This window comes from Streptomyces sp. NPDC093510 (genome assembly GCF_040683555.1).
GTDB lineage: Bacteria > Actinomycetota > Actinomycetes > Streptomycetales > Streptomycetaceae > Streptomyces.
The window spans coordinates 24,669-43,408 of sequence record NZ_JBFBEE010000007.1; the positions used below are offsets into that span (position 1 = coordinate 24,669).

15 protein-coding genes, 1 tRNA gene and 4 pseudogenes are annotated in these 18,740 nt (G+C 70.4%); 9 read left to right on the forward strand and 11 right to left on the reverse strand.

Annotated features, from left to right (window positions below):
* Positions 1 to 161: 161 nt before the first annotated feature.
* Positions 162 to 1,420, forward strand: a pseudogene (locus tag AB0N81_RS13055) (transposase); the annotation flags it as partial.
* Here the strand turns inward: AB0N81_RS13055 and AB0N81_RS13060 are convergent.
* The 4 genes and pseudogenes from AB0N81_RS13060 to AB0N81_RS13075 all read right to left on the reverse strand — a co-directional run.
* Positions 1,353 to 1,614, reverse strand: a pseudogene (locus tag AB0N81_RS13060) (helix-turn-helix transcriptional regulator); the annotation flags it as partial. The pseudogenes AB0N81_RS13055 and AB0N81_RS13060 overlap by 68 nt on opposite strands.
* On the reverse strand, positions 1,611 to 1,802 hold the full coding sequence (locus tag AB0N81_RS13065; RefSeq protein WP_365358096.1) for a tyrosine-type recombinase/integrase: 192 nt from the start codon (positions 1,800 to 1,802) through the stop codon (positions 1,611 to 1,613). The pseudogene AB0N81_RS13060 and the gene AB0N81_RS13065, both read right to left, overlap by 4 nt.
* Positions 1,803 to 1,997: 195 nt before the next feature.
* The gene (locus AB0N81_RS13070) at positions 1,998 to 2,318 is read right to left on the reverse strand and encodes a hypothetical protein (RefSeq protein WP_365357871.1); all 321 of its coding nucleotides are present in this window, start codon (positions 2,316 to 2,318) and stop codon (positions 1,998 to 2,000) included.
* A 492-nt stretch (positions 2,319 to 2,810) separates the two neighbouring features.
* A tRNA-Pro gene (locus tag AB0N81_RS13075) sits at positions 2,811 to 2,884 on the reverse strand.
* Positions 2,885 to 2,992: 108 nt separating this feature from the next.
* Here AB0N81_RS13075 and AB0N81_RS13080 point away from each other — a divergent pair.
* From AB0N81_RS13080 to AB0N81_RS13100, 5 genes and pseudogenes are all read left to right on the forward strand, one after another.
* Positions 2,993 to 3,532 carry a DUF309 domain-containing protein gene (locus AB0N81_RS13080; RefSeq protein ID WP_365357872.1) on the forward strand — a complete coding sequence of 180 codons (540 nt, stop codon included), beginning with the start codon at positions 2,993 to 2,995 and terminating at the stop codon, positions 3,530 to 3,532.
* A gap of 238 nt (positions 3,533 to 3,770) precedes the next feature.
* On the forward strand, positions 3,771 to 5,852 hold the full coding sequence (locus tag AB0N81_RS13085; RefSeq protein WP_365357873.1) for an MDR family MFS transporter: 2,082 nt from the start codon (positions 3,771 to 3,773) through the stop codon (positions 5,850 to 5,852).
* A gap of 176 nt (positions 5,853 to 6,028) precedes the next feature.
* Positions 6,029 to 6,529, forward strand: coding sequence for a DinB family protein (locus AB0N81_RS13090; protein WP_365357874.1), 501 nt, complete (start codon positions 6,029 to 6,031; stop codon positions 6,527 to 6,529).
* Positions 6,530 to 6,582: 53 nt separating this feature from the next.
* Positions 6,583 to 6,858, forward strand: a pseudogene (locus AB0N81_RS13095) (transposase); the annotation flags it as partial.
* A 307-nt stretch (positions 6,859 to 7,165) separates the two neighbouring features.
* Positions 7,166 to 8,383 (forward strand): CoA transferase, encoded by a 1,218-nt coding sequence (locus AB0N81_RS13100; protein WP_365358097.1) that lies wholly within the window; start codon positions 7,166 to 7,168, stop codon positions 8,381 to 8,383.
* Here the strand turns inward: AB0N81_RS13100 and AB0N81_RS13105 are convergent.
* Both AB0N81_RS13105 and AB0N81_RS13110 read right to left on the reverse strand, forming a co-directional pair.
* Positions 8,311 to 8,601, reverse strand: a pseudogene (locus AB0N81_RS13105) (hypothetical protein); the annotation flags it as partial. The gene AB0N81_RS13100 and the pseudogene AB0N81_RS13105 sit on opposite strands and share 73 nt — an antisense overlap.
* 154 nt (positions 8,602 to 8,755) lie before the next feature.
* Positions 8,756 to 10,120: an MFS transporter gene (locus AB0N81_RS13110; RefSeq protein ID WP_365357875.1), complete on the reverse strand. Its 1,365-nt coding sequence runs from the start codon at positions 10,118 to 10,120 to the stop codon at positions 8,756 to 8,758.
* A gap of 109 nt (positions 10,121 to 10,229) precedes the next feature.
* On the opposite strand from AB0N81_RS13110, the gene AB0N81_RS13115 reads away from it, so the two are divergent.
* On the forward strand, positions 10,230 to 10,967 hold the full coding sequence (locus tag AB0N81_RS13115) for a TetR/AcrR family transcriptional regulator (RefSeq protein WP_365357876.1): 738 nt from the start codon (positions 10,230 to 10,232) through the stop codon (positions 10,965 to 10,967).
* A gap of 26 nt (positions 10,968 to 10,993) precedes the next feature.
* Here the strand turns inward: AB0N81_RS13115 and AB0N81_RS13120 are convergent, their stop codons facing one another.
* Both AB0N81_RS13120 and AB0N81_RS13125 read right to left on the reverse strand, forming a co-directional pair.
* Positions 10,994 to 11,755, reverse strand: a complete 762-nt coding sequence (locus AB0N81_RS13120) for a sulfite exporter TauE/SafE family protein (protein WP_365357877.1) — start codon at positions 11,753 to 11,755, stop codon at positions 10,994 to 10,996.
* A 5-nt stretch (positions 11,756 to 11,760) separates the two neighbouring features.
* Positions 11,761 to 12,408, reverse strand: coding sequence for a TetR/AcrR family transcriptional regulator (locus AB0N81_RS13125; protein ID WP_365357878.1), 648 nt, complete (start codon positions 12,406 to 12,408; stop codon positions 11,761 to 11,763).
* 90 nt (positions 12,409 to 12,498) lie between these two features.
* On the opposite strand from AB0N81_RS13125, the gene AB0N81_RS13130 reads away from it, so the two are divergent.
* Entirely contained in the window at positions 12,499 to 13,896 is a 1,398-nt protein-coding gene (locus AB0N81_RS13130) for an MFS transporter (RefSeq protein ID WP_365357879.1), read from the forward strand.
* Positions 13,893 to 15,170 (forward strand): FAD-dependent monooxygenase, encoded by a 1,278-nt coding sequence (locus tag AB0N81_RS13135; protein WP_365357880.1) that lies wholly within the window; start codon positions 13,893 to 13,895, stop codon positions 15,168 to 15,170. The genes AB0N81_RS13130 and AB0N81_RS13135 overlap by 4 nt, the downstream gene beginning before the upstream one ends.
* On the opposite strand, the gene AB0N81_RS13140 is transcribed toward AB0N81_RS13135, so the two are convergent.
* From AB0N81_RS13140 to AB0N81_RS13150, 3 genes are all read right to left on the reverse strand, one after another.
* Complete coding sequence (locus tag AB0N81_RS13140) at positions 15,136 to 16,653, reverse strand: long-chain fatty acid--CoA ligase (protein ID WP_365357881.1); 1,518 nt, start codon at positions 16,651 to 16,653, stop codon at positions 15,136 to 15,138. The two genes, AB0N81_RS13135 and AB0N81_RS13140, sit on opposite strands and share 35 nt — an antisense overlap.
* Before the next feature lie 187 nt (positions 16,654 to 16,840).
* Complete coding sequence (locus AB0N81_RS13145; protein ID WP_365357882.1) at positions 16,841 to 18,028, reverse strand: thiolase family protein; 1,188 nt, start codon at positions 18,026 to 18,028, stop codon at positions 16,841 to 16,843.
* 192 nt (positions 18,029 to 18,220) lie between these two features.
* Positions 18,221 to 18,688, reverse strand: coding sequence for a MarR family transcriptional regulator (locus tag AB0N81_RS13150; protein WP_365357883.1), 468 nt, complete (start codon positions 18,686 to 18,688; stop codon positions 18,221 to 18,223).
* Positions 18,689 to 18,740 lie beyond the last annotated feature (52 nt).

Below are 18,740 nucleotides of genomic sequence, written 5' to 3' on the forward strand. Positions count from 1 at the left end.
GTTGTCGAGAGCAAGTCTCGGGCACTTCACAGGGCGGCCTAGGAGCGGGGGCTGCCGCCGTTCAACGGCGCCCACACGATGCTGGCGGGCCCGTGCTCCTCGAGGTCTTCTAGGATGGCCGCACCGAGTGGGACTGCGCGAGCCAGTGCAGCGACGAGGGTGTGGACGTCAGCAACTGGCAGCGGCCGGACGGGCCGTGCAGGCGGAGCGGCTGTTCTCCCACACCTACGGCCGCGGACGGGACCAGCACCTGATGATCCCCGGCTGGCCGTACTCATTCGTCGCAGCACTGGAGACCGGTCGCACGTCCTGGTGCCAGCTGCTGGACGCGGTCCGTCTCGGACCCCGAGGACGACGTCGCCGAGGTCACTGCCGTCCAGGTCCGCCGCGCCGAGGACCTGATCGTCGGCGGGCAGTGGCGCGAAGGCGACGCGGACATCCTGGCCGTCTTCGACGCTGGATACGACGCACCGCGCATGGCTCACCTCCTGGACGGCCTGCCGGTGGAGGTGCTGGGCCGACTGCGCTCGGGCCGGGCGATGCGCAAGCCCGTGCCCCGCCCCTGGATCTGTCCGCCGCAGGGTGGCCGGCCCCCGAAACACGGCAAGGAGTTCCGCTTCGCCAAACCGGACACCTGGGGTGAGCCGGACCCGGCGACCGTGCAGGTCACCGACCGCTACGGCACCGCGCGGACAATGGCCTGGGACCGTATCCACGCCCGGCCCACCACCCGCTCGGCATGGCTCGACCACGACGGCGAACTCCTCATCATCGAGGGCACGTTGATCCGGACCGGAGGTCGACCACCTGCCCGGCGGCGGAGACCCGCTGCCGGTGCGGCTGTGGTCCTCCCGGACGGGCATGACCGACGAGGACGTCGATCTGCGCTGGCAGGCGTTCCTGCGCCGATTCGACCTGGAACACACCTTCCGGATGGCCAAGCAGACGCTCGACTGGACCCGCCCGAAGCCCGCACCCCCGACGCCGCGGACCGCTGGACGTGGCTGATCATCACCGCCCATACCCAACTGCGACTCGGCGCCCACTCATCGAGGACGTCCGCCGCCCCTGGGAACGGCCCGCAGAGCCCGGCCGGCTCACCCCCGCACGCGTCCGCCGAGGGTTCAGGCGGCGCGGTCGCCTCCGCCTACCACACCCGCCACTTCACCCTGGTGCCCCGGCTGAAGAAGGCACCGCGGGTGCCCACCCCCGCCGACCGCGGCCCGGGCCGTCCGTGGCGCCCCGACACCCCGCCACCGGCGTCCATCGACCCGGACCTTCAAAGCGCAGACATCCGCATCGGCTACGCCCGCTGCTCGCCCCTCGGGCACGAACTCGACTCCCAGCTCGACACCGACTGCGGCCCGTTCCGTCTCCTCGGCCTGGCCGGGGCGGTGCGCCTTCTCAGGTTCGGGGATAAGCAGGTCGCCGATCTCGCAGCCGAAGACCACGCAGATGACGTCCAGGCCCTCCAGCTTGAGCGAGACCGGCTGGCCGGACCACCGAACATCTTGCCCGACGAGATCACCAGACCGTGCTCGGCCAGGCTCCGCTTGAGCTCGGACGCCTCCAGATACCCTTGTTCGCGGCGGTCAGCCGCAGGTTCCACTTCATCGGACCAGTCCTTCCAGCCGCTTCGCGGCCCGTTCCATCCCGGCGACCCAGGCGTCCTCGACCCGGGTCTGCTGCACGTGGATATACCGCATCATCGTCGTGGCGATCAAGAAATGTCCAAGAACCTCCTGGATTGCGAGTAAGTCCAGCCCGTTTCCGTAGAGTTGAGACGCGCAGAAATGCCGCAGGGCATGCGGTCAGCTTGTCCTTCCAGCAGCCCGGCAGATGGGCCTCGACCGCGTCGGGCGGAACCGTCAGTGTTTCTTCCGCTCGCTCGGGAACAGCGGGGCACCAGGGCGAGTGTGATCGTCGTCGAACTGGCCCCACATGTCCTCGATGAACCACCGCAGCGTGCGGTCAGCACCGTTGATCAGCGGGACCATCTACTCGCGCGGGCCCGAGCCGCGGGCGCCCTTGCCGTGGCGGACGTGGAGCTTGCCGAAGCGGCCCAGGTCCCACTTGATGTCGGCCAGGTCGAGCTTGCATGCCTCGCTGACCCGCAGCCCAACCTGGGGCATCAGCTTCGAGGTGGTGGAGTTCCTCGCGGTCGGGGCGAACTTGCGGCAGGTGGCCAGCTCGCCGTCCCAGCCAGTAAAGAGCGCGGCGACCTCCGGCCCGGTCGGCGGGATCCGCAGTGCCGCGTCCTTCGCGCCGCGCGGCTTGTTCATCTCGTCGATCGGGCACTCGACGACCCGGCCGGTCATCCAGTGGAGCTCGACCTTGTGTCGCAGCTCCAGGAACAGGAAGTACGTCGTCAGCCCCTGCGACCGAAGAAGAACCCCCTGGCCGCGGGATCAGGGACCTAGCGGGGCCTAGAGGAACCCGCGGGATGTCGCACAGTAGCCAGCAAGATCATCCCGTGGCGGGTTTCTGGCGTATTTTTGGCGCATCTGGGTCACGCCCCTTCACACCGGCCCGCGCGGCGGACGCATCTCCACCGCCGTCTCGCGCGACGCCACACACTGCTACGAGGGGTCACCAAGATCGGCTGCGAGCACCTGTGCCGCCACGACCTTCGGCACACACGGCCGCCAGGGCGGCGCTCAGCTCAGCGCGCTGCGCGCTCGCTGCCAAGCCCGATTGTCATGACCCGCTGAACCCGGTCAAGCACGCTGGTCCCCAGCTGGTCCCCAAAAATGATCAAGGGCCGGTTTCGGATTCCTCCAAAACCGGCCCTGAACTGCGACTCTTACGAGTCGGGACGACAGGATTTGAACCTGCGACCCCTTGACCCCCAGTCAAGTGCGCTACCAAGCTGCGCCACGTCCCGTGGTGTTCTGCGCGGTGTTCCCGCGTGATCACAGGTAGAACTCTACCCCACCCAGGAGGGTGCTTCGTCCTCCGGTGACCGCCGTCAGGCACGCGCGACAATCGGCGTATGAGCTCTGCACCTGGACCGTACGAACGTGGCCGTGAGCGGGATCGTGACGAGGAGGGGCGGGCCCGCAACCAGCGGCCTCGCGACGGGCTCGGGCGACCGCTGCCCTATGACGCCGACGGTGTGCCACGGCAGCCGGAGGGTGTCGTGCGCGCGCCCGAGGAGTCGGTGGCCGAGGCGCAGGCGCTGCTGGACGCGGGGCGCCCGTTCCACGCGCACGAGGTCTTCGAGGACGCGTGGAAGTCCGGGCCCGATGCGGAGCGCGACCTGTGGAAGGGGCTGGCGCAGCTCGCGGTCGGCCTCACGCATTCAGCCCGCGGCAACACCACGGGCGGGGCTCGGCTGCTGCTACGCGGCGCCGTGGCCGTCTCCGACTGGAGCACGCGGACCGGGCAGGACCGCCCCTACGGAATCGATGTCGCCGCCGTGGTGACCTGGGCGGAGACGCTGGCGGAGCGCTTGGGGCGGGAGGGCGCCACGGTGGACGCGGTGGACGCGGCGACCCACGCGCCGCGGCTGCGGGGCGACACGAGGGAGTAGGGAGTAGGGGCGCGGAGGGGCTGGGTGGGCCGCGTGCGGTCCGGCCCTCACCGATGGGGCCGCGTGCAGTCCGGGTATCACCGACGACTGGGCCGCATGCGGTACGAGCGTCACCGACGACTGAGCCGCGTGCCGTCCGGGCATCGGTGATCGGGCCGCGTGCCACGTATCGTCCGGGCGTCACTGATGCGGACTCGCCCCGCATGCACATGCCCGGCGCCGGTGTGAGGGTGGCCGTGTGACCACCACTGATCAGTCGGCCGCGCCCGCTCCCGTCGAAGCTCAGGCGCCGCCCGTCCTCGACCGGCGGCGCCGCAACGTCGTCTTCGTGACGATCATGCTGGGGATGCTGCTCGCGGCCCTCGACCAGACGATCGTCGGCACCGCGCTGCCCACGATCGTGTCGGATCTGGGCGGTGCGGAGCACATGTCGTGGGTCGTCACGTCGTATCTGCTCGCGGAGACCGTCGCGACGGTCCTCGTCGGCAAGTTCGGTGACCTGTTCGGGCGCAAGGTCGTCTTCCAGGTCTCGGCGGTCATCTTCATCACCGGCTCCTTCCTGTGCGGTCTGTCGACGAACATGACGCTGCTCATCGCCTGGCGGGCGATGCAGGGCATCGGCGCGGGCGGGCTGATGGTCACGTCCATGGCGTTGATCGCCGATGTGATCCCCCTGCGGGAGCGCGGCAAGTACCAGGGTGCGATCGGGGCCGTCTTCGGGGTGTCCACGGTGATCGGGCCGCTGCTGGGCGGGCTCTTCACGGACCATCTGACGTGGCGCTGGGCGTTCTACGTCAACGTCCCCATCGCGATCGTCGTCGTCATCGCGGCCGCCCGCACGATCCCCGTCGTGAAGTCGGCGGTGCGGCCCGTCATCGACTATCTGGGCATCGCGCTGGTCGCCGTCGGCGCGAGCGCGCTGATTTTGGCGACGAGTTGGGGCGGGAACCAGTACGCCTGGGGGTCGCCGACGATCATCGGGCTGTTCGTGGGCGGGCTGGTCGCACTGGCGCTGTTCTGCGTCGTCGAGACGCGGGCCGCCGAGCCGATGCTGCCGATGCGGCTGTTCGCCAACCCCGTCTTCACGGTCTGTTCGATCCTCAGCTTCATCGTGGGCTTCGCGATGCTGGGCGCGATGACGTTCCTGCCGACCTACCTCCAGTACGTCGACGGGGACTCGGCCACCATTTCGGGCGTGCGCACGCTGCCCATGGTCGTCGGGCTGCTCATCGCGTCCGTCTTCAGCGGCAACGTCGTCAGCAAGACAGGCACATACCGCATCTTCCCGATCGTCGGGGCGCTGGTGATGGCCCTCGGGCTGTATCTGCTCTCGCTGATGGGGCACACCACCAGTACGTGGCTGGAGTCGCTGTACATGTTCGTGCTCGGTACCGGCATCGGGCTGTGCATGCAGGTCCTGACGATCGCCGTGCAGAACACCGTCGCGTACACGGATCTGGGCACCGCCACGTCCGGTGTCACCTTCTTCCGTACGCTGGGCAGCTCGTTCGGCACGGCCGTGTTCGGCACCATCTACGCCAACACCCTCGCGCCGAACCTCGAGGACGGGGTCGCCGAGGCGGCGCGGGCCGGCGGTGATCCGGCCGTGCTCGGCAAGGCTGCGCAGAGCCCGGGCGGGCTGCACGAACTGCCCGCGGCCAGCGCCGTGCCCATCATCAAGGCGTACGCGGACACACTGCAGACGGTCTTCCTGTGGACCGTGCCGGTCGCGTTCCTCGGGTTCCTGGTGGCGCTCTTCCTCAAGCAGGTGCAGTTGCGCGACAGCGCACGCATGGGAGCGCCCGACATGGGCGAGGGCTTCGCGCAGCCGAGCAGCGGCGACTCCGGGCATGTGCTGGAGCGGGGCGTCGCCACGATCATCCGCAACGTCGGCATGGACACCGCGCGCGGCATCATGCGGGACTCCGACACGCGGCTCGACATCGCGGGCGCCTGGGCGGTCATGCAGGTCTCCCTGTTCACGCGGATGGTCGGGCACGCCAGCCTGGGGCTGATCGCGGCCCGGCGCAGGATTCCTCCCGAGGTCCTGGTGCCTGTCTTCGACCGCATGGTCGAGGAGGGGTATCTGACGCGTACGGGCACGTACTTCTCGCACACGCCCGCCGGGGAGCGCGAGGCGGAGGTCATCTCCAGGGCGTGGGCCTCCTGGCTGGGCGAGGAGATCACGAAGGACCTCGGCCGGCCGCCGGACAAGGAGCTCACCGCGGCGGTCGACGCGATCGCCAAGCGGCTGCTGGCGGAGGATCTGGAGCAGGGGCTGTCGCCGGAGACGGCGGGCGCCACGGTCGGCGCGCGCTGAACGCCGCTCGGCGCGGCGGGCGCTGTTCAGCACCTGTGTCATAACCCCGGCCGGGTGGGTTGTGACACAGGCTCTCAGCTTGTTCCTTAACCTCTTTCGTCACGTCGGTGAGGATGACGGGGCATCGGCCACTGGCCAGATGAACTGTTGTCAGACCACACTGCTACGTTCCGCGCATGATCAAGCATGTGCCGTTCATCGGCGGTGAGAAGCAGAGTCTGCACGCCAGCCTCGACCGGCACCGCGATGCGGTCCTCTGGAAGCTCGACGGGCTGGACGATGACGCATTACGGCGGCCGATGACTCCATCAGGGACGAATCTGCTGAGCCTGGTGAAACATCTGGCGACCGTCGAGTACGGGTGGTTCTGCACGACGTTCGGACGCGAGACCGAGCCGTTCTGGTTCGATCCCTTCACCGAAGACATGCTCGTGGCCATGAATGAAACCACCGAACAGATCGTGGAGTTCTACGGACGGGCCCGGGCAGCAGCGGACGTGACGATCGCCGAGCTGGACCTCGACGACCTGGGCACGGCCTGGAACGGCAACGAGGTGTCCTTGCGCTGGGTCCTCATTCATATGCTTGAGGACACCGTCCGGCACGCGGGTCACATGGACATCGTGCGTGAACTCCTCGACGGCACCACTGGAGACCACCCGCAGATCCGATCTTGAGCTCCTCAATCGCCCACTCTCCATACTCGGGGGCTCGAACAGACCCGAACCTCCTGCGTGACCTGCTGGTTTCTCTGCCGCTTCCGCGGTTCGACGGGCGGATCGTGCTCACGGCGGATGTCTCCCCGTGACTGCGGTCGGACGCCGCCTGCTCGCCGGATCGGCTGTTCTGCCTGGTCCAGGGCCGCAACGGCCGCTCATCGGACCACGTGGTGCCGGGCTGGCCGTACTCGTTCGTTGCCGCGCTCACCCCGGATCGCACCTCGTCGACGCAGGTCCTGGACGCGGTCCGGCCGGGGCCCACCGACGACACCGCGGCCGTCAGCGCCGGCCACCGCCGGGGAGGCCCGGCTTGCCTGTTTTCACCTGCGGAGCGTACGGCAACGTGACCCGGCTGTCCGGCCAAGAGGGTCAGCCCTAAGTGAGGGGAAGAGTCACAATGACTGGCTGGCAGCGTCTTTCTGGGGTGCGCTGCACAATGAGCGGATGACGTGTACCGAGGATGCGGCCACCGCACACGCTTGGGCGGTTCTGGGAGGTCGGGGCCAACTGGTTCGGAGTGTGGCCTTCGAGGGGGCGGGTGCTGTCCTGCCGTCGCGTCTGCCGGTGAGGGAACTGGCGCGGGCCAGCGTGGGAGTGTCCTCGCTGGCCGCGGCGGAACTGCTGGCGCTGCGCAACCGCGTGCCGGTTCCCGCGGTGCGGGTGAACGAGGCGGCGGTGGCCACCGCGTTCGTCAGTGAACGCCACCTGCGGATCGACGGCCGGACTCCGACTTCCTTCGCTCCCCTGTCCGGGTTCTGGCAGGCGGCCGACGGATGGGTCCGCACCCACGCCAACTACCCCCACCACCGTGCCCGGTTGCTCAGCGCCCTGGGTGTCGCGGACACGGGAGGGGATCAGGCGCTGGTGGGTGTGCTCTCGAAGGAGCTGGCCTCGCGTCCGGCAGGGGAGGTCCAGGAGACCGTCTACGCGGCAGGCGGCCTGGCCGTGGCCGTGGCTTCCGCACCCGCTGCGGCCGGGCCCGCCCTGGTCGAGACGCGGCACGTGGGTCGGAGCAGCCCCCGACCGCTGGCGCCCGCATCCGCGCCGGCCCGAGACGTGCGGGTACTGGATCTGACCCGCGTCATCGCCGGCCCCGTCGCCACACGCACACTGGCGCTGCTGGGCGCCGACGTGCTGCGCGTGGACGCCCCCCAGCTCCCGGAGGACGCAGATGCTCACGCCGACACCGGCGTGGGCAAACGCTCCACGTTGCTGGATCTGACCAGCCGTGGCGACCGGCACGCCTTCGAGGACCTTCTCAGCCAGGCAGATGTCGTGGTGACCGGCTACCGCCCCGGTGCCCTGGACCGGCACGGCCTGGCCCCCGACGCGCTCCTGGCCCGGTATCCCGGCCTGATCGTGGCCCAACTGTGCGCCTGGGGCTGGTCCGGACCCTGGGCCGATCGTCGCGGCTTCGACAGCCTGGTCCAAGCCGGTACCGGTATCGCCGCGATCGAGGCCACGGCCGACGGCCGCCCCGGTGTACTGCCGGCGCAGGCGCTGGACCACGGAACCGGGTACCTGCTCGCCGCCGCCGTCCTCCGTGCACTGAGCGACCGGCAGGCCACCGGCGGTGGACGTCTTCTTCGCCTCTCCCTGGCAGGCACGGCGTCCTGGCTGCTGCACGACATCCGTCCCGCCCCCGCACAGGGCGAAGCCGACACCTGCGATTCCGAACCCTGGCTCACCGAGACCGAATCGCCTTACGGACTGCTGCGTCATGCCCTGCCCCCGGTCCACTACGACGGCGTACCCGCGAACTGGAACCGCGCACCGACCCATTGGGGCACCGATCTGCCGAACTGGGCCTGAACGGCGCTTTCTTGCGCGGTCCGATGCGCGGTACTGCTCGGCAACGTGTCGTTCCAGGCAGCCAGGCTCCCCTTCAACCGCCGGTCAACCCACCACTTCAGGGTGATAGCCGCCAGGGTGATCAAAGCCTCGCTGTGCTGCGGGAGCCAGTCGTAGTCGCGGACCGGGCGACGGGCGTGCATGATCCAGCCCAGGGAGCGTTCCCCGACCCAGCGGCGGGGCCGCCCTGGCCCGCGGCGAGTTCGGGGTGCAACAGCCGCAGCCTGAGAAGAACCTCGCGCCCCGCGTCGCGGCACTCCCGTTCACCCTCGCCGAACCGAACCGAACCGAACGGCCGCAACCGTCCCGGTTCCCTCGACCGTTCTCTCGCGCTCAGCGCCGGGCAGCCGGCGGGGCTTGGTTACCCCGATCTTCGATGGCTGCCAATGGGTCGCCCCCCTGTGGTGATCCCGACGCGTCGGAGCGATCACCATCGGATGCACTTTGCGGAACCTGGGCGGGCGACTCGATGAGTCGGGCGCGGCGGAGGGCCGGGAAGGCCGCGGCGACCGCGAGCGTGGCGACGGTGCAGACCAGCCCTCCCGTGATCACTGCGGTGCGGGCGCTGGTCAGTTCGGCGAGGAAGCCGACCGCGGCGTTGCCCAGGGCGGGTGAGACCGTCGCCTGGACCATCCACAGGCTGCTGACGCGTCCGCGCAGTTCGTCCGGTGTGCCGTGCTGCAGCAGAGCTGACCGCAGAGTTTCGGAGATCAGGTCGCCCAGTCCGGCGAGGGCGAGCAGGACCAGGGCGACGGGCAGCAGCGAGGTCGCGCCGAAGCCGGTCAGCGAGAGCCCCCACAGCAGGACGGCGCCGATGAGGGCGTGGCCGCCGGCGCGGGCCGTCCAGCCGCTGGTGGCCGCTCCGATCAGGGCACCGAGTGCGGGCGCCGCGTAGAGCAGGCCCACCACACCCGGGCCGCCGCCGAACTGCTGGTCGGCCAGGACTGGGTAGAGCGCCTGCGGCATCGTGAAGACCATCGCTGCGGCATCGATGAGCAGCAGGCCGACGATGAGGCGCTGGCCTCGTACGTAGCGCATCCCGTCGGCCACCGAGGCGAACGCCTGCCGGACACCCCTGGCGTCGCCCTTGGTGGCGGGCGGGAGCGGCCGTACGAACAGCAGCGCCAAGGAGAAGGCCAGGAACCCGGCCGCGTCGACGGCGAAGCAGGCGGCCAGCCCGGGACCTGCGATGAGCACGCCACCGACGGCCGGCCCCAACAGAGCAGCCAGTTGGACGGAGGCTGAGGTCAACGCGCCTGCCGCGGCCAGGCGTTCGGTGCCCACGAGGGCGGGGATGGCCGCCAGCATGGCCGGGCCGCCAAGGCCGGCGAGGAGACCGGTCAGGCCGGTGGCGACGTAGATGAGCCACACGTGCGGTTGCGGGAGCAGGGCGTTGACGGCCAGCGCGGCCGCGACGAGCGTCAGCGGAAGCCGGGTGGCCAGCATCAGCAGCCGGCGGTCGTACCGGTCCGCCAGTACGCCGCCCACCAGGACGCCGGCCACCATCGGTAAGGCCCGGGCGAGGCCGACCAGGCCGATGTGTGCCGCCGACCCGGTGAGGTCGTAGACCTGCACCGCCACCGCCACGCTGGTCATCAGCGTCCCGACCAGTGCCCCGACGAACCCGGCGAACAGCAGCCTGAAGTCGCGGTTGTCGCGGAGCGGGGTGAGGTCCATGGCAAAACGGGCCGAGCTCATGGGCGACTCCAGAGGAAGTTAGGTGAGCCTTACCGGGGACACTCTCCCGACCGGAATCCTTAAAGTCAACACGTGTGAAGTTCAAGGGGGCTTGGTAGCCTCATGCCCGATGAGCAGCGACCTTCCGGCCCGGCGACGGCCGACCCACCGCAAGGGGCGCGCCACGCTCACCCGCGAGTCGGTGGGACAGGCCGCCCTGGACTTCCTGGGGCGCCGGGGTCCGGCCGAGCTGACGATGCGTTCCCTCGCGGCCGACCTGGGCGTCTCACCGCGTGCGCTGTACAACTACGTCGAGGACCGGCGCGATCTGATCACCCTCGCCGCCGAGCTGTTCGAGGCCGAGTGGCGCCCGCCCGCCTTGGATGCCGACCCGGGTCGGTGGCGGGAGAGCCTGCGCGCCTTCTGCCGGGACCTACGCGCCCACTACCGGCGCCATCCAGGCATGACGACGCTGGCACTACGTGAGAACGTCACCATGGCCCGGCACCCGGCGATGCTGCGGAACGTGGACGCGATGATCGGGTTCTTCACGGGCGTCGGGCTGTCCCTCGCGGACGCCTACCTCGCCTGCATGGAGGCGATCCGGCTCGTCGTGGGATTCGTGGAACTGCAGGACGCCCTGCACGACCGGCCGCCCGCGCACCTGGACCCCGCGGACCTGAACCAATTGCCGCCGTCGTGGCTGCGCCCGGAGCCGGATTCGGACGTGGAACTGCCGTACCTGAGCCGCATCAGCGAACTGGAGCCCAGCCCGGCCGGCGCGCTGTTCGACTTCTCGCTGGACATCTTCGTCGAAGGGATCGCGGCCCGGGCGCACCCCGGCTCACGGCTCCCAAGCCCGCCGTAACAGGGGCAGTCACTCAGAACACGTACTCAGCGCAGGAGGAGCTGAAGGCCGCCCAGTACGGTCGCCGCGATCACCAGCTGCTCGAAGAGGCGCTGGTTGATGCGGTTCACCGTGTACTTGCCGAGGATCGCGCCCGGCACCACGAAGAGCACCAGCGCCGCGTCCAGGAGCAGCGAGCGGGCGTCGATCAGGCCGAGGCCCACGCTGAACGGCACTTTGGACGTGTTGACGATCAGGAAGAACCACGCGGACGTGCCCAGGAAGCCAAGCTTCCGGAAGCCCGCCGAGAGCAGGTACATGGACATCACCGGGCCGCCCGCGTTGGCGACCATGGTGGTGAAGCCGCCGAGGACGCCATAGGACGGGGCTTTGAGGCGGCTCACCGGCGGGACCTCCTCCGCCTCGGGTGCGGCGCCGGCCGAGGGTCCGCGGCGCGCGATCGTGACGCCCGCCATGAGTAGCAGGATCGCGCCGATCGACGTGCGTACGGCAGCGTCGTCGGCCCACACGAGGAAGACCGTTCCTAGGACCACTCCCCCGGCGACCGCGGGGAACAGCCGCCAGAGGGTGGGCCAGTGGGCGTGTCTGCGGTAGGTGAGCACGGCGAGGACGTCGCCCGCGATCAGGACGGGGAGCAGCACGCCGGTCGACTCGCGGGCGGGCAGCACCGCGGCGAAGACGGCGAGACTGATGGTGTTCGCCCCGCTGACGGCCGTCTTCGAGAAGCCGACCACCAGGGCCGCGGCGGCCAGCGCGACGAACTGCCACGGCGAGAGGTCCCATCCCATGGGCCCTACGCGGTTCGGTAGGCCCGGAGGAAGGTGCGTACTCCCTCGACGACGAGTGGCCGGACGCGGGTGTCCTCGGCGGCGTTGGCGGAGCCGAGCCTGTTGAGCGCGACGTTGAAGGTGAGCGCGATGAACTGGTCGGCCGCGAGCCGGGGGTCGGGTACGTCGAGCAGTCCGGCCACGCCGAAGGCGGCGAACCGCTCGGCGAGTGCCTCCTCGGGGGTGTCGGCCAGGGGGTTCTTGCCCTCGCGCGGCAGGTGCCCGGACTCCGTCCGGACCAGTCGTTGCAGCGTCGCGTACTCCGCCGAGTCGAGCATGTCGGTCGAGATGCGCATCGCGAACGTGACGAGGGCGTCCTCGAGGTCGGCGTCCTCGGCGAGGTCGGTGAGGGTGTCGTCGAGGGTGCGCCGGATGGTGGTGATCAGTGACTGGCCGACGGTGTCGAGGACGGCTTGAAGCAGCGTCTGCTTGTCACCGAAGTAGTCGTAGACCGTCCGCTTGGACACCTCGGCGCGGGCGGCGACCGCGTCGACGCTGGACCGGTCGAAGCCGTCGGTGAGGAACAGTTCCCGGGCCGCCGAGAGGATCGCGGCCCGCTTCCGCGTCGATCCCTCGCGCAGTGTCTTCGTGGTCGGTGTCTTGGTGGTCGGCATGGGTTCATCCTAACCGTTCTACACTGCACCGTGTAGTGTAGTTACGGGCTCATGGGGCCCGTACTGACCGACGCAACGGAAAGGACGTCCATGACCGCGACCCTGGCTCCCCCTGTAGGCATCGGAAGGGCCGCAGTTGTTGCCCTCGGCATGCTGGCCGTCGCCACCGGCGCCCTGGAGTCGGTGGTGACACCGACACTCCCGCTCCTGCAACGGGAGTTGGACATGAGTCCGTCCGAAGGGGCGTTGCTCAGCATCGTGCTTCTCATCACCGGCGCCCTCGTCACGCCGATCGCGGGCAAGTTAGGCGACCGCTACGGCGGAAAACGGGTGCTGATCCGGCTGATGGCGGTGGTCTCGGCCGGTGGCCTGGTGTCCGCGTCGGCGCCGAACCTGCCCGTGCTGCTGCTCGGTCAGGTCCTGCAAGGGGTGATGGTGGGCGCGCTGCCCCTGTCGTTCATCCTGGTGCGCGAACACCTTCCCGAGGGTTCCGCGAAGGTCGCCATCGGGGTGGTCAGCGGCTTGTTCGTGGGCGGCGGGATGGCCGGGACGCTGTCGGCGGGGCCCGTGGCGGAAGGGCTGTCACGGCACTGGATGTTCGCGCTGCCGACGATCGCGGTCATCGGGTCCACCCTGCTGGTGAACAGGCTCATGCCGCTCGATGAGCCGCGCAGGCCGGACGGTGCCGGGATCGACTGGCCCGGCCTGGGCCTTCTGAGCGGGACGCTGGTCACGCTGATGCTCGTGCTCGCGGTGGCGCCGGACATCGCCTCGCAGCCGTTCGTGCTCGGCGCCCTCCTCCTGGTCCTGGCCGCCTTCGCGACCGCGTGGACAGCCGTCGAACGTCGCGCGGCCGCGCCGATGGTCGATCTGCGCATGCTGGCACGGCCCGCGATGTGGAAGTCGTGTGTGCTGACGTTCGTGATCTGCGTCGGCACCTCCATGGCGGTCTACCTCGTCCCGCAGCTGTTCGACGTGCCCACCGGGGCCTACGGATTCGGGGCCGGCGCCACCGAGATCGGCTTCTTCCTGCTGCCCGGCGCCGTGGCCGCGTCGCTCGCCGGGCCGCTCGGCGGAATCTGGGCGCGGCGTTTCGGCTCGCGCGCCGTGGTCACCACCGGGGTCGTCCTCATGGCCGCCGCCCTGACCGCGCTTGCGGCCGTGCACTGCGAGGTCTGGCACCTCGTCGTCGGCAAGATGCTGATCGCGTTCGCCAACGGCCTGTGCGTCACGGCACTGGTGACCGGCACCGCCACCTCCGTCGACCGGGGCGACACCGGCATCGCCACCAGTCTGGTCCTGGTGACCCGCGTGCTCGGCTACGCCGTGGGTGCGCAGGTCGGTGGCGCACTCCTCACCGCCGCCACCCCCGCCGGGTCGGATGTCCCGGCCGAATCGGCCTTCGTCACCGGCTTTCTGATAGCCGGCGCCGTCACGGCGCTCGCCCTGCTCGTCACCCGCACCATGAGCAAAGGAGTCAAGGAATGACCCGCACCGGTCTGTTGAGCGGCAGCCGTACCAAGCCGAGGCGCACAGCTCTGATATCCGGGGCCGGCATCGCGGGGACCGCCCTCGCGTTCTGGCTGGACCGCTGTGGGTTCGCGGTCACGGTGGTCGAGCGGGCGGGCTCGCTCCGCGACGGCGGTTACCCCGTCGACGTGCGCGGCACCGCGCTCGAAGTCGTCCGGAGGATGGGCATCCTGCCGCGGCTGCGGGAGGCACACGTCGACCTGCGCCGGCTGACCTTCCTCGACGCGGACGGCGGCGAGGTGGCCTCGATCAGCCCGCACGCCGTCACCGGCGGTGTCGCGGGACGGGACCTCGAAGTGCCGCGCGGGGATCTGACCCACGCCCTCTACACCGCGGTCCGTGACGACGTGGAGTTCTTGTTCGGCGACTCCATCGACACCGACGCCCTCGACCAGTCCGGCCACGGGGTCGACGTCACCTTCCGCGGTGGTGACAGGCGTACGTTCGACATGGTGTTCGGTGCGGACGGTCTGCACTCACGTACCCGCGAGTCGCTGTTCGGCCCCGAGGAGCAGTTCCACCGGTACCTCGGCCACTGCTTCGCCGGATTCGCCTTGCCCAACACTCTCGGGCTCTCCCACGAGGCCGTCCTGTGGAACACCCCGGGCAGAGCCGCGGCACTCTACGCCGCGGGGGACGGCGACGAGGTGCACGCCCTCCTGAGCTTCGCCCACCCGGAACCGCCGTTCGCGGCCTTCCGCGACCCCGCTGCCCAACGGGGCCTGGTCGCCTCGGTCTTCGCCGACGCCGGGTGGGAGGTCCCCGGAATGCTCGCCGCGATGCGCGACGCGGACGACCTGTTCTTCGACGCGGTCGGCCAGATCCGCATGCCCCACTGGTCCAGCGGCAGGGTCGCGCTGGTGGGCGACGCCGCGTACGCGCCCTCGTTCCTCACCGGGCAGGGCTCCAGCCTCGCGCTCGTCGGTGCGTACATGCTCGCCGACTCGCTGGCCGACCGGGACCACGCCGCGGGCTTCGCCGCGTACGAACACGGCACCCGCGCGTTCGTGACCGTCAACCAGGCGCAGGTCGGCGAAGGCGGCGCCACGCTCTTCCCCGCGACCGCCCGGGACCTGGAGCAGCGCAACGACATGCTGCGCACGCTCAGCACCATGCCCCGCTCCGCGGAGGGCCGGCCGGCCCACTCGGCCCTCACTCTGCCCGCTCGCACCCTGCCCGTTCGCGCTGCCCGCGAGTTCAGCCCGAGTAGTGGCTCCGGAGCTCCCGCTTGAGGACCTTCATGCTCGGGCCGAGCGGGAGTTCGTCGATGAACTCCACGAGGCGCGGGTACTTGTGGCGGCCGAGGTGGTCCTTGGACCACTCGATGATCGCCTCCGCCGCCTCCGGGGTCGCGTCGTCGGCCGCGACGACGACCGCGCAGATCTCCTCGCCGTGCACCGGGTCGGGCAGGCCGATCACGGCGGTCTGGGCGACGGCCGGGTGGCGCATCAGGACCTCTTCGACCTCCCGCGGGTAGACGTTGAAGCCACCGCGGATGATGACGTCCTTCTTCCGGTCGACGATGCTCAGGAACCCGTCGGCGTCCTTGGTGCCCAGGTCGCCACTGCGGAACCAACCGTCGACGAGGGCCTCCGCGGTCGCCTCGGGGCGTCCCAGGTAGCCGGAGAAGACGTTGTGGCCGCGGATGACGACCTCGCCGAGTTCGCCGGTGGGCAGCAGTTCGACGCGGTCGTCGACGTCGGCGCGGGCGATCTCCACGTCGACTCCCCACAGCGGGTGGCCGATGCTGCCCGCCTTGGTGCCGAAGTCGGGCTGGTTGACGGACGCGGTCGGGGAGGTCTCGGAGAGTCCGTACCCCTCGTAGACGGGCGTGCCGAAGGCCTTCTCGAAGCGTTCGAGCACGGCGACGGGCAGCGAGGCGCCGCCGGAGATGCAGATGCGCAGCTCGGGCAGCTGCTCCGCGGCCTCGGCGGCGGCCACAAGACCCACGTACATGGTGGGGACGCCGTGGAAGGTGTTGACGCCTTCCGCGACCATCAGCTCGATGGCCCGCGCCGCGTCGAAGCGGGGCAGCAGCACGAGGGTGGCGCCCGCCCGCCACGTCGAGTTCATGGAGACGGTCTGGCCGAAGGCGTGGAAGAGCGGCAGCGCGCCGAGGGCGGTGTCGTCGGGGCGGATGTCGTTGGCGTCGAAGGCGTTGACCGTCGCGTTCATCACGAGGTTGAAGTGGCTGAGCACGGCGCCCTTGGGGACGCCCGTGGTGCCGCTGGTGTAGAAGACGACGGCCGGGTCGTCGGCGTCGCGCGTGGCGTAGGTGGCGAGGGGCTCGGTGGTCCGGGCCAGCGCCTCCAGCTCGCCGTCGGCGCCGAGCCGCAGCATGCGCACGCCGGTCGCTTCCGCGGCGGCCGCGCCCGTCTTCGCCTGAGCGGGGTGACAGAGGAGCAGGGTCGCGCCGCTGTCCCGCAGTACGTGCTCGACCTCCTCCGCGGAGAGCAGCAGATGCACGGGTACGACGACTCCGCCGGCGGCGAGGACGGCGTAGTACGCCTTCGGGAACTCGGCGGTGTTGGGTGCCATCAGGGCGACGCGGTCCCCCGGCCGCACGCCGAGCTCCGCGAGAGCCGCGCCCTGGGCTCGGGCCTCGTGCCACAACTCCTTGAAGGAGAAGCGCAGTTCACCCTCGACGAGGGCGGTTCGGTCCGGGTGGCGCCGGGCGGGCTCGGCGAGGATCGCGGCGAGGGACAGCGTGGCCATGAGGGAGGGTGCTCCGTTTCCGTGGGGCTTGCGGTGCGTCGAGGGTTCTGGCGGCCGGGGCGGCGGTGCGTGAGCCGGCTCAGAGCCTGCCTTCGAACCCCCGTCGTTCGCGTGGAGCGCGGGCGCAGCGGCGAGCGTGCGTGCCGGGCGTCGGGGCGCAGGCGGGGTTCGAGGACAGGCTCCGCTCTCAGTCGCGTTCGACCAGGAGGGCGCTGCCCTGGCCGACGCCGACGCACATGGTGGCGAGGCCGCGTGTGGCGCCGACGCGCCGCATCCGGTGCAGCAGGGTGGTGAGGATGCGGGCACCGGAGCAGCCGAGCGGGTGGCCCAGCGCGATGGCTCCGCCGGACGGGTTGACCAGCTCCGGGTCGATGCCGAGGGCGTCGACGCAGGCGAGCGCCTGGGCGGCGAACGCCTCGTTGAACTCCGCCTCCTGGATGTCGCCGATGTCCCAGCCGACGCGGGCGAGCACCTTGCGCGTGGCGGGGACGGGCCCGATGCCCATGACGTCGGGGTGGACGCCCGCCGAGGCGCCGCCCGCGTACCGCCCGAGGGATTCGAGGCCGAGGTCGTTCAGGGCCTCCTCGCTGACGAGGAGCAGTCCGGCCGCGCCGTCGTTCATCGGCGACGCGTTGCCCGCGGTGACGGTGCCGTCCTTGCGGAAGACGGGCCGCAGGCCGCTGAGCTTCTCGTACGAGGTGTCCTCGCGCACGCACTCGTCCGCGTCGACGACGACGCCGTCGGGCCGTGTGACGGGCAGGAGTTCGTCGTCGAAGTGGCCGTCCTTGCGGGCGGCGGCCGCACGCCGGTGGCTGCGGAGCGCGAATTCGTCCTGGCGTTCACGCGAGACGCCGTGCCGCCCGGCGACCTCCTCGGCGGTCTCGCCCATCGCGAGGACACCGTGCAGGTCCTTCATCTTCTCGTTCGTGAGGCGCCAGCCGAGGCGGGTGTCGGCGGTCTCCATGCGGTGCGGCAGCGCCTCGTCGGGGCGGGGCAGCACGAAGGGGGCGCGGCTCATCGACTCGGAGCCGCCCGCGAGGACGATGTCGGCCTCCCCCGCGGCGACGGTGCGCGCGGCGGTCGTGACGGCTTCGAGGCCGGAGGCGCACAGCCGGTTCACGGTGGCGCCGGGCACGGACTCCGGGAGCCCCGCGAGCAGTGCGGCCATCCTCGCGACGTTACGGTTGTCCTCGCCCGCCTGGTTGGCGGCGCCCCAGTAGATGTCGTCGATCCTGGCGGGGTCCAGCTGGGGGATGTCGGCGAGGAGTCCCTTCACGACGCCCGCCGCGAGGTCGTCGGGCCGGACTGAGGAGAGGGCGCCGCGGAGTCTGCCGATGGGGGTGCGGCGGGCGGCGGCGAAGTGGACGGTGCGCACGATACGGCTCCGGATCGTTCTGCGGGGTCTCGCTGCTTCGGTTTGTTGCGGGTCTCGCTGCTTCGGTTTGTTGCGGGTCTCGCTGCTTCGGTTGTTGCGGGTCTCGCTGCGTTAATTAGCGCTGCTAGTTTTGGAGTGTATGTGGGAGGTGGGGGCCATGGGAAGGGTGCCCTGGGCCTCACCGAGCCTCACCTATGCCTCGCCCCGCCCCAGTTCCGCCAGGCGCGCCAGGGCGGGGAGGGCGTCCGCGATCGCCTTGCGCTGCTCCGGGGACAAGCGCTCGACGAGCGGCGCGAGGTGGCGCGTCCGGTCCTCGTGACGTGACCGGCCGACTTGCCGGCCCTTTTCCGTGAGATGGACGAGGACGGCGCGCCCGTCGGTGGGGTCGGGCCTGCGTTCCACCAGGCCGTCGCGCTCCAGGCGGGTGACCAGCTGAGTGATGCCCGGCTGGCTGACCTGCTCGGTCCTCGCCAGCTCGGTGAGCCGCCTGGGACCGCCGCCGAACGCGAGGGTGTCCAGCACCGACAGCGTCGTGAACGGCAGCTTCTCCAGCACCGGGAGCCGGATGTAGAAGCGGTTGAAGTTCTCGATCGCCTCGGTGAACGCGTTCACGTCCAGCTCGCCGTTCGAAGCGTCGTCGGTCCGGTCGTCGTCGTGCATGCAAGCCACCCTGGAAAATTACATCGCTTACTTATGTAAGCTGCTTATATTG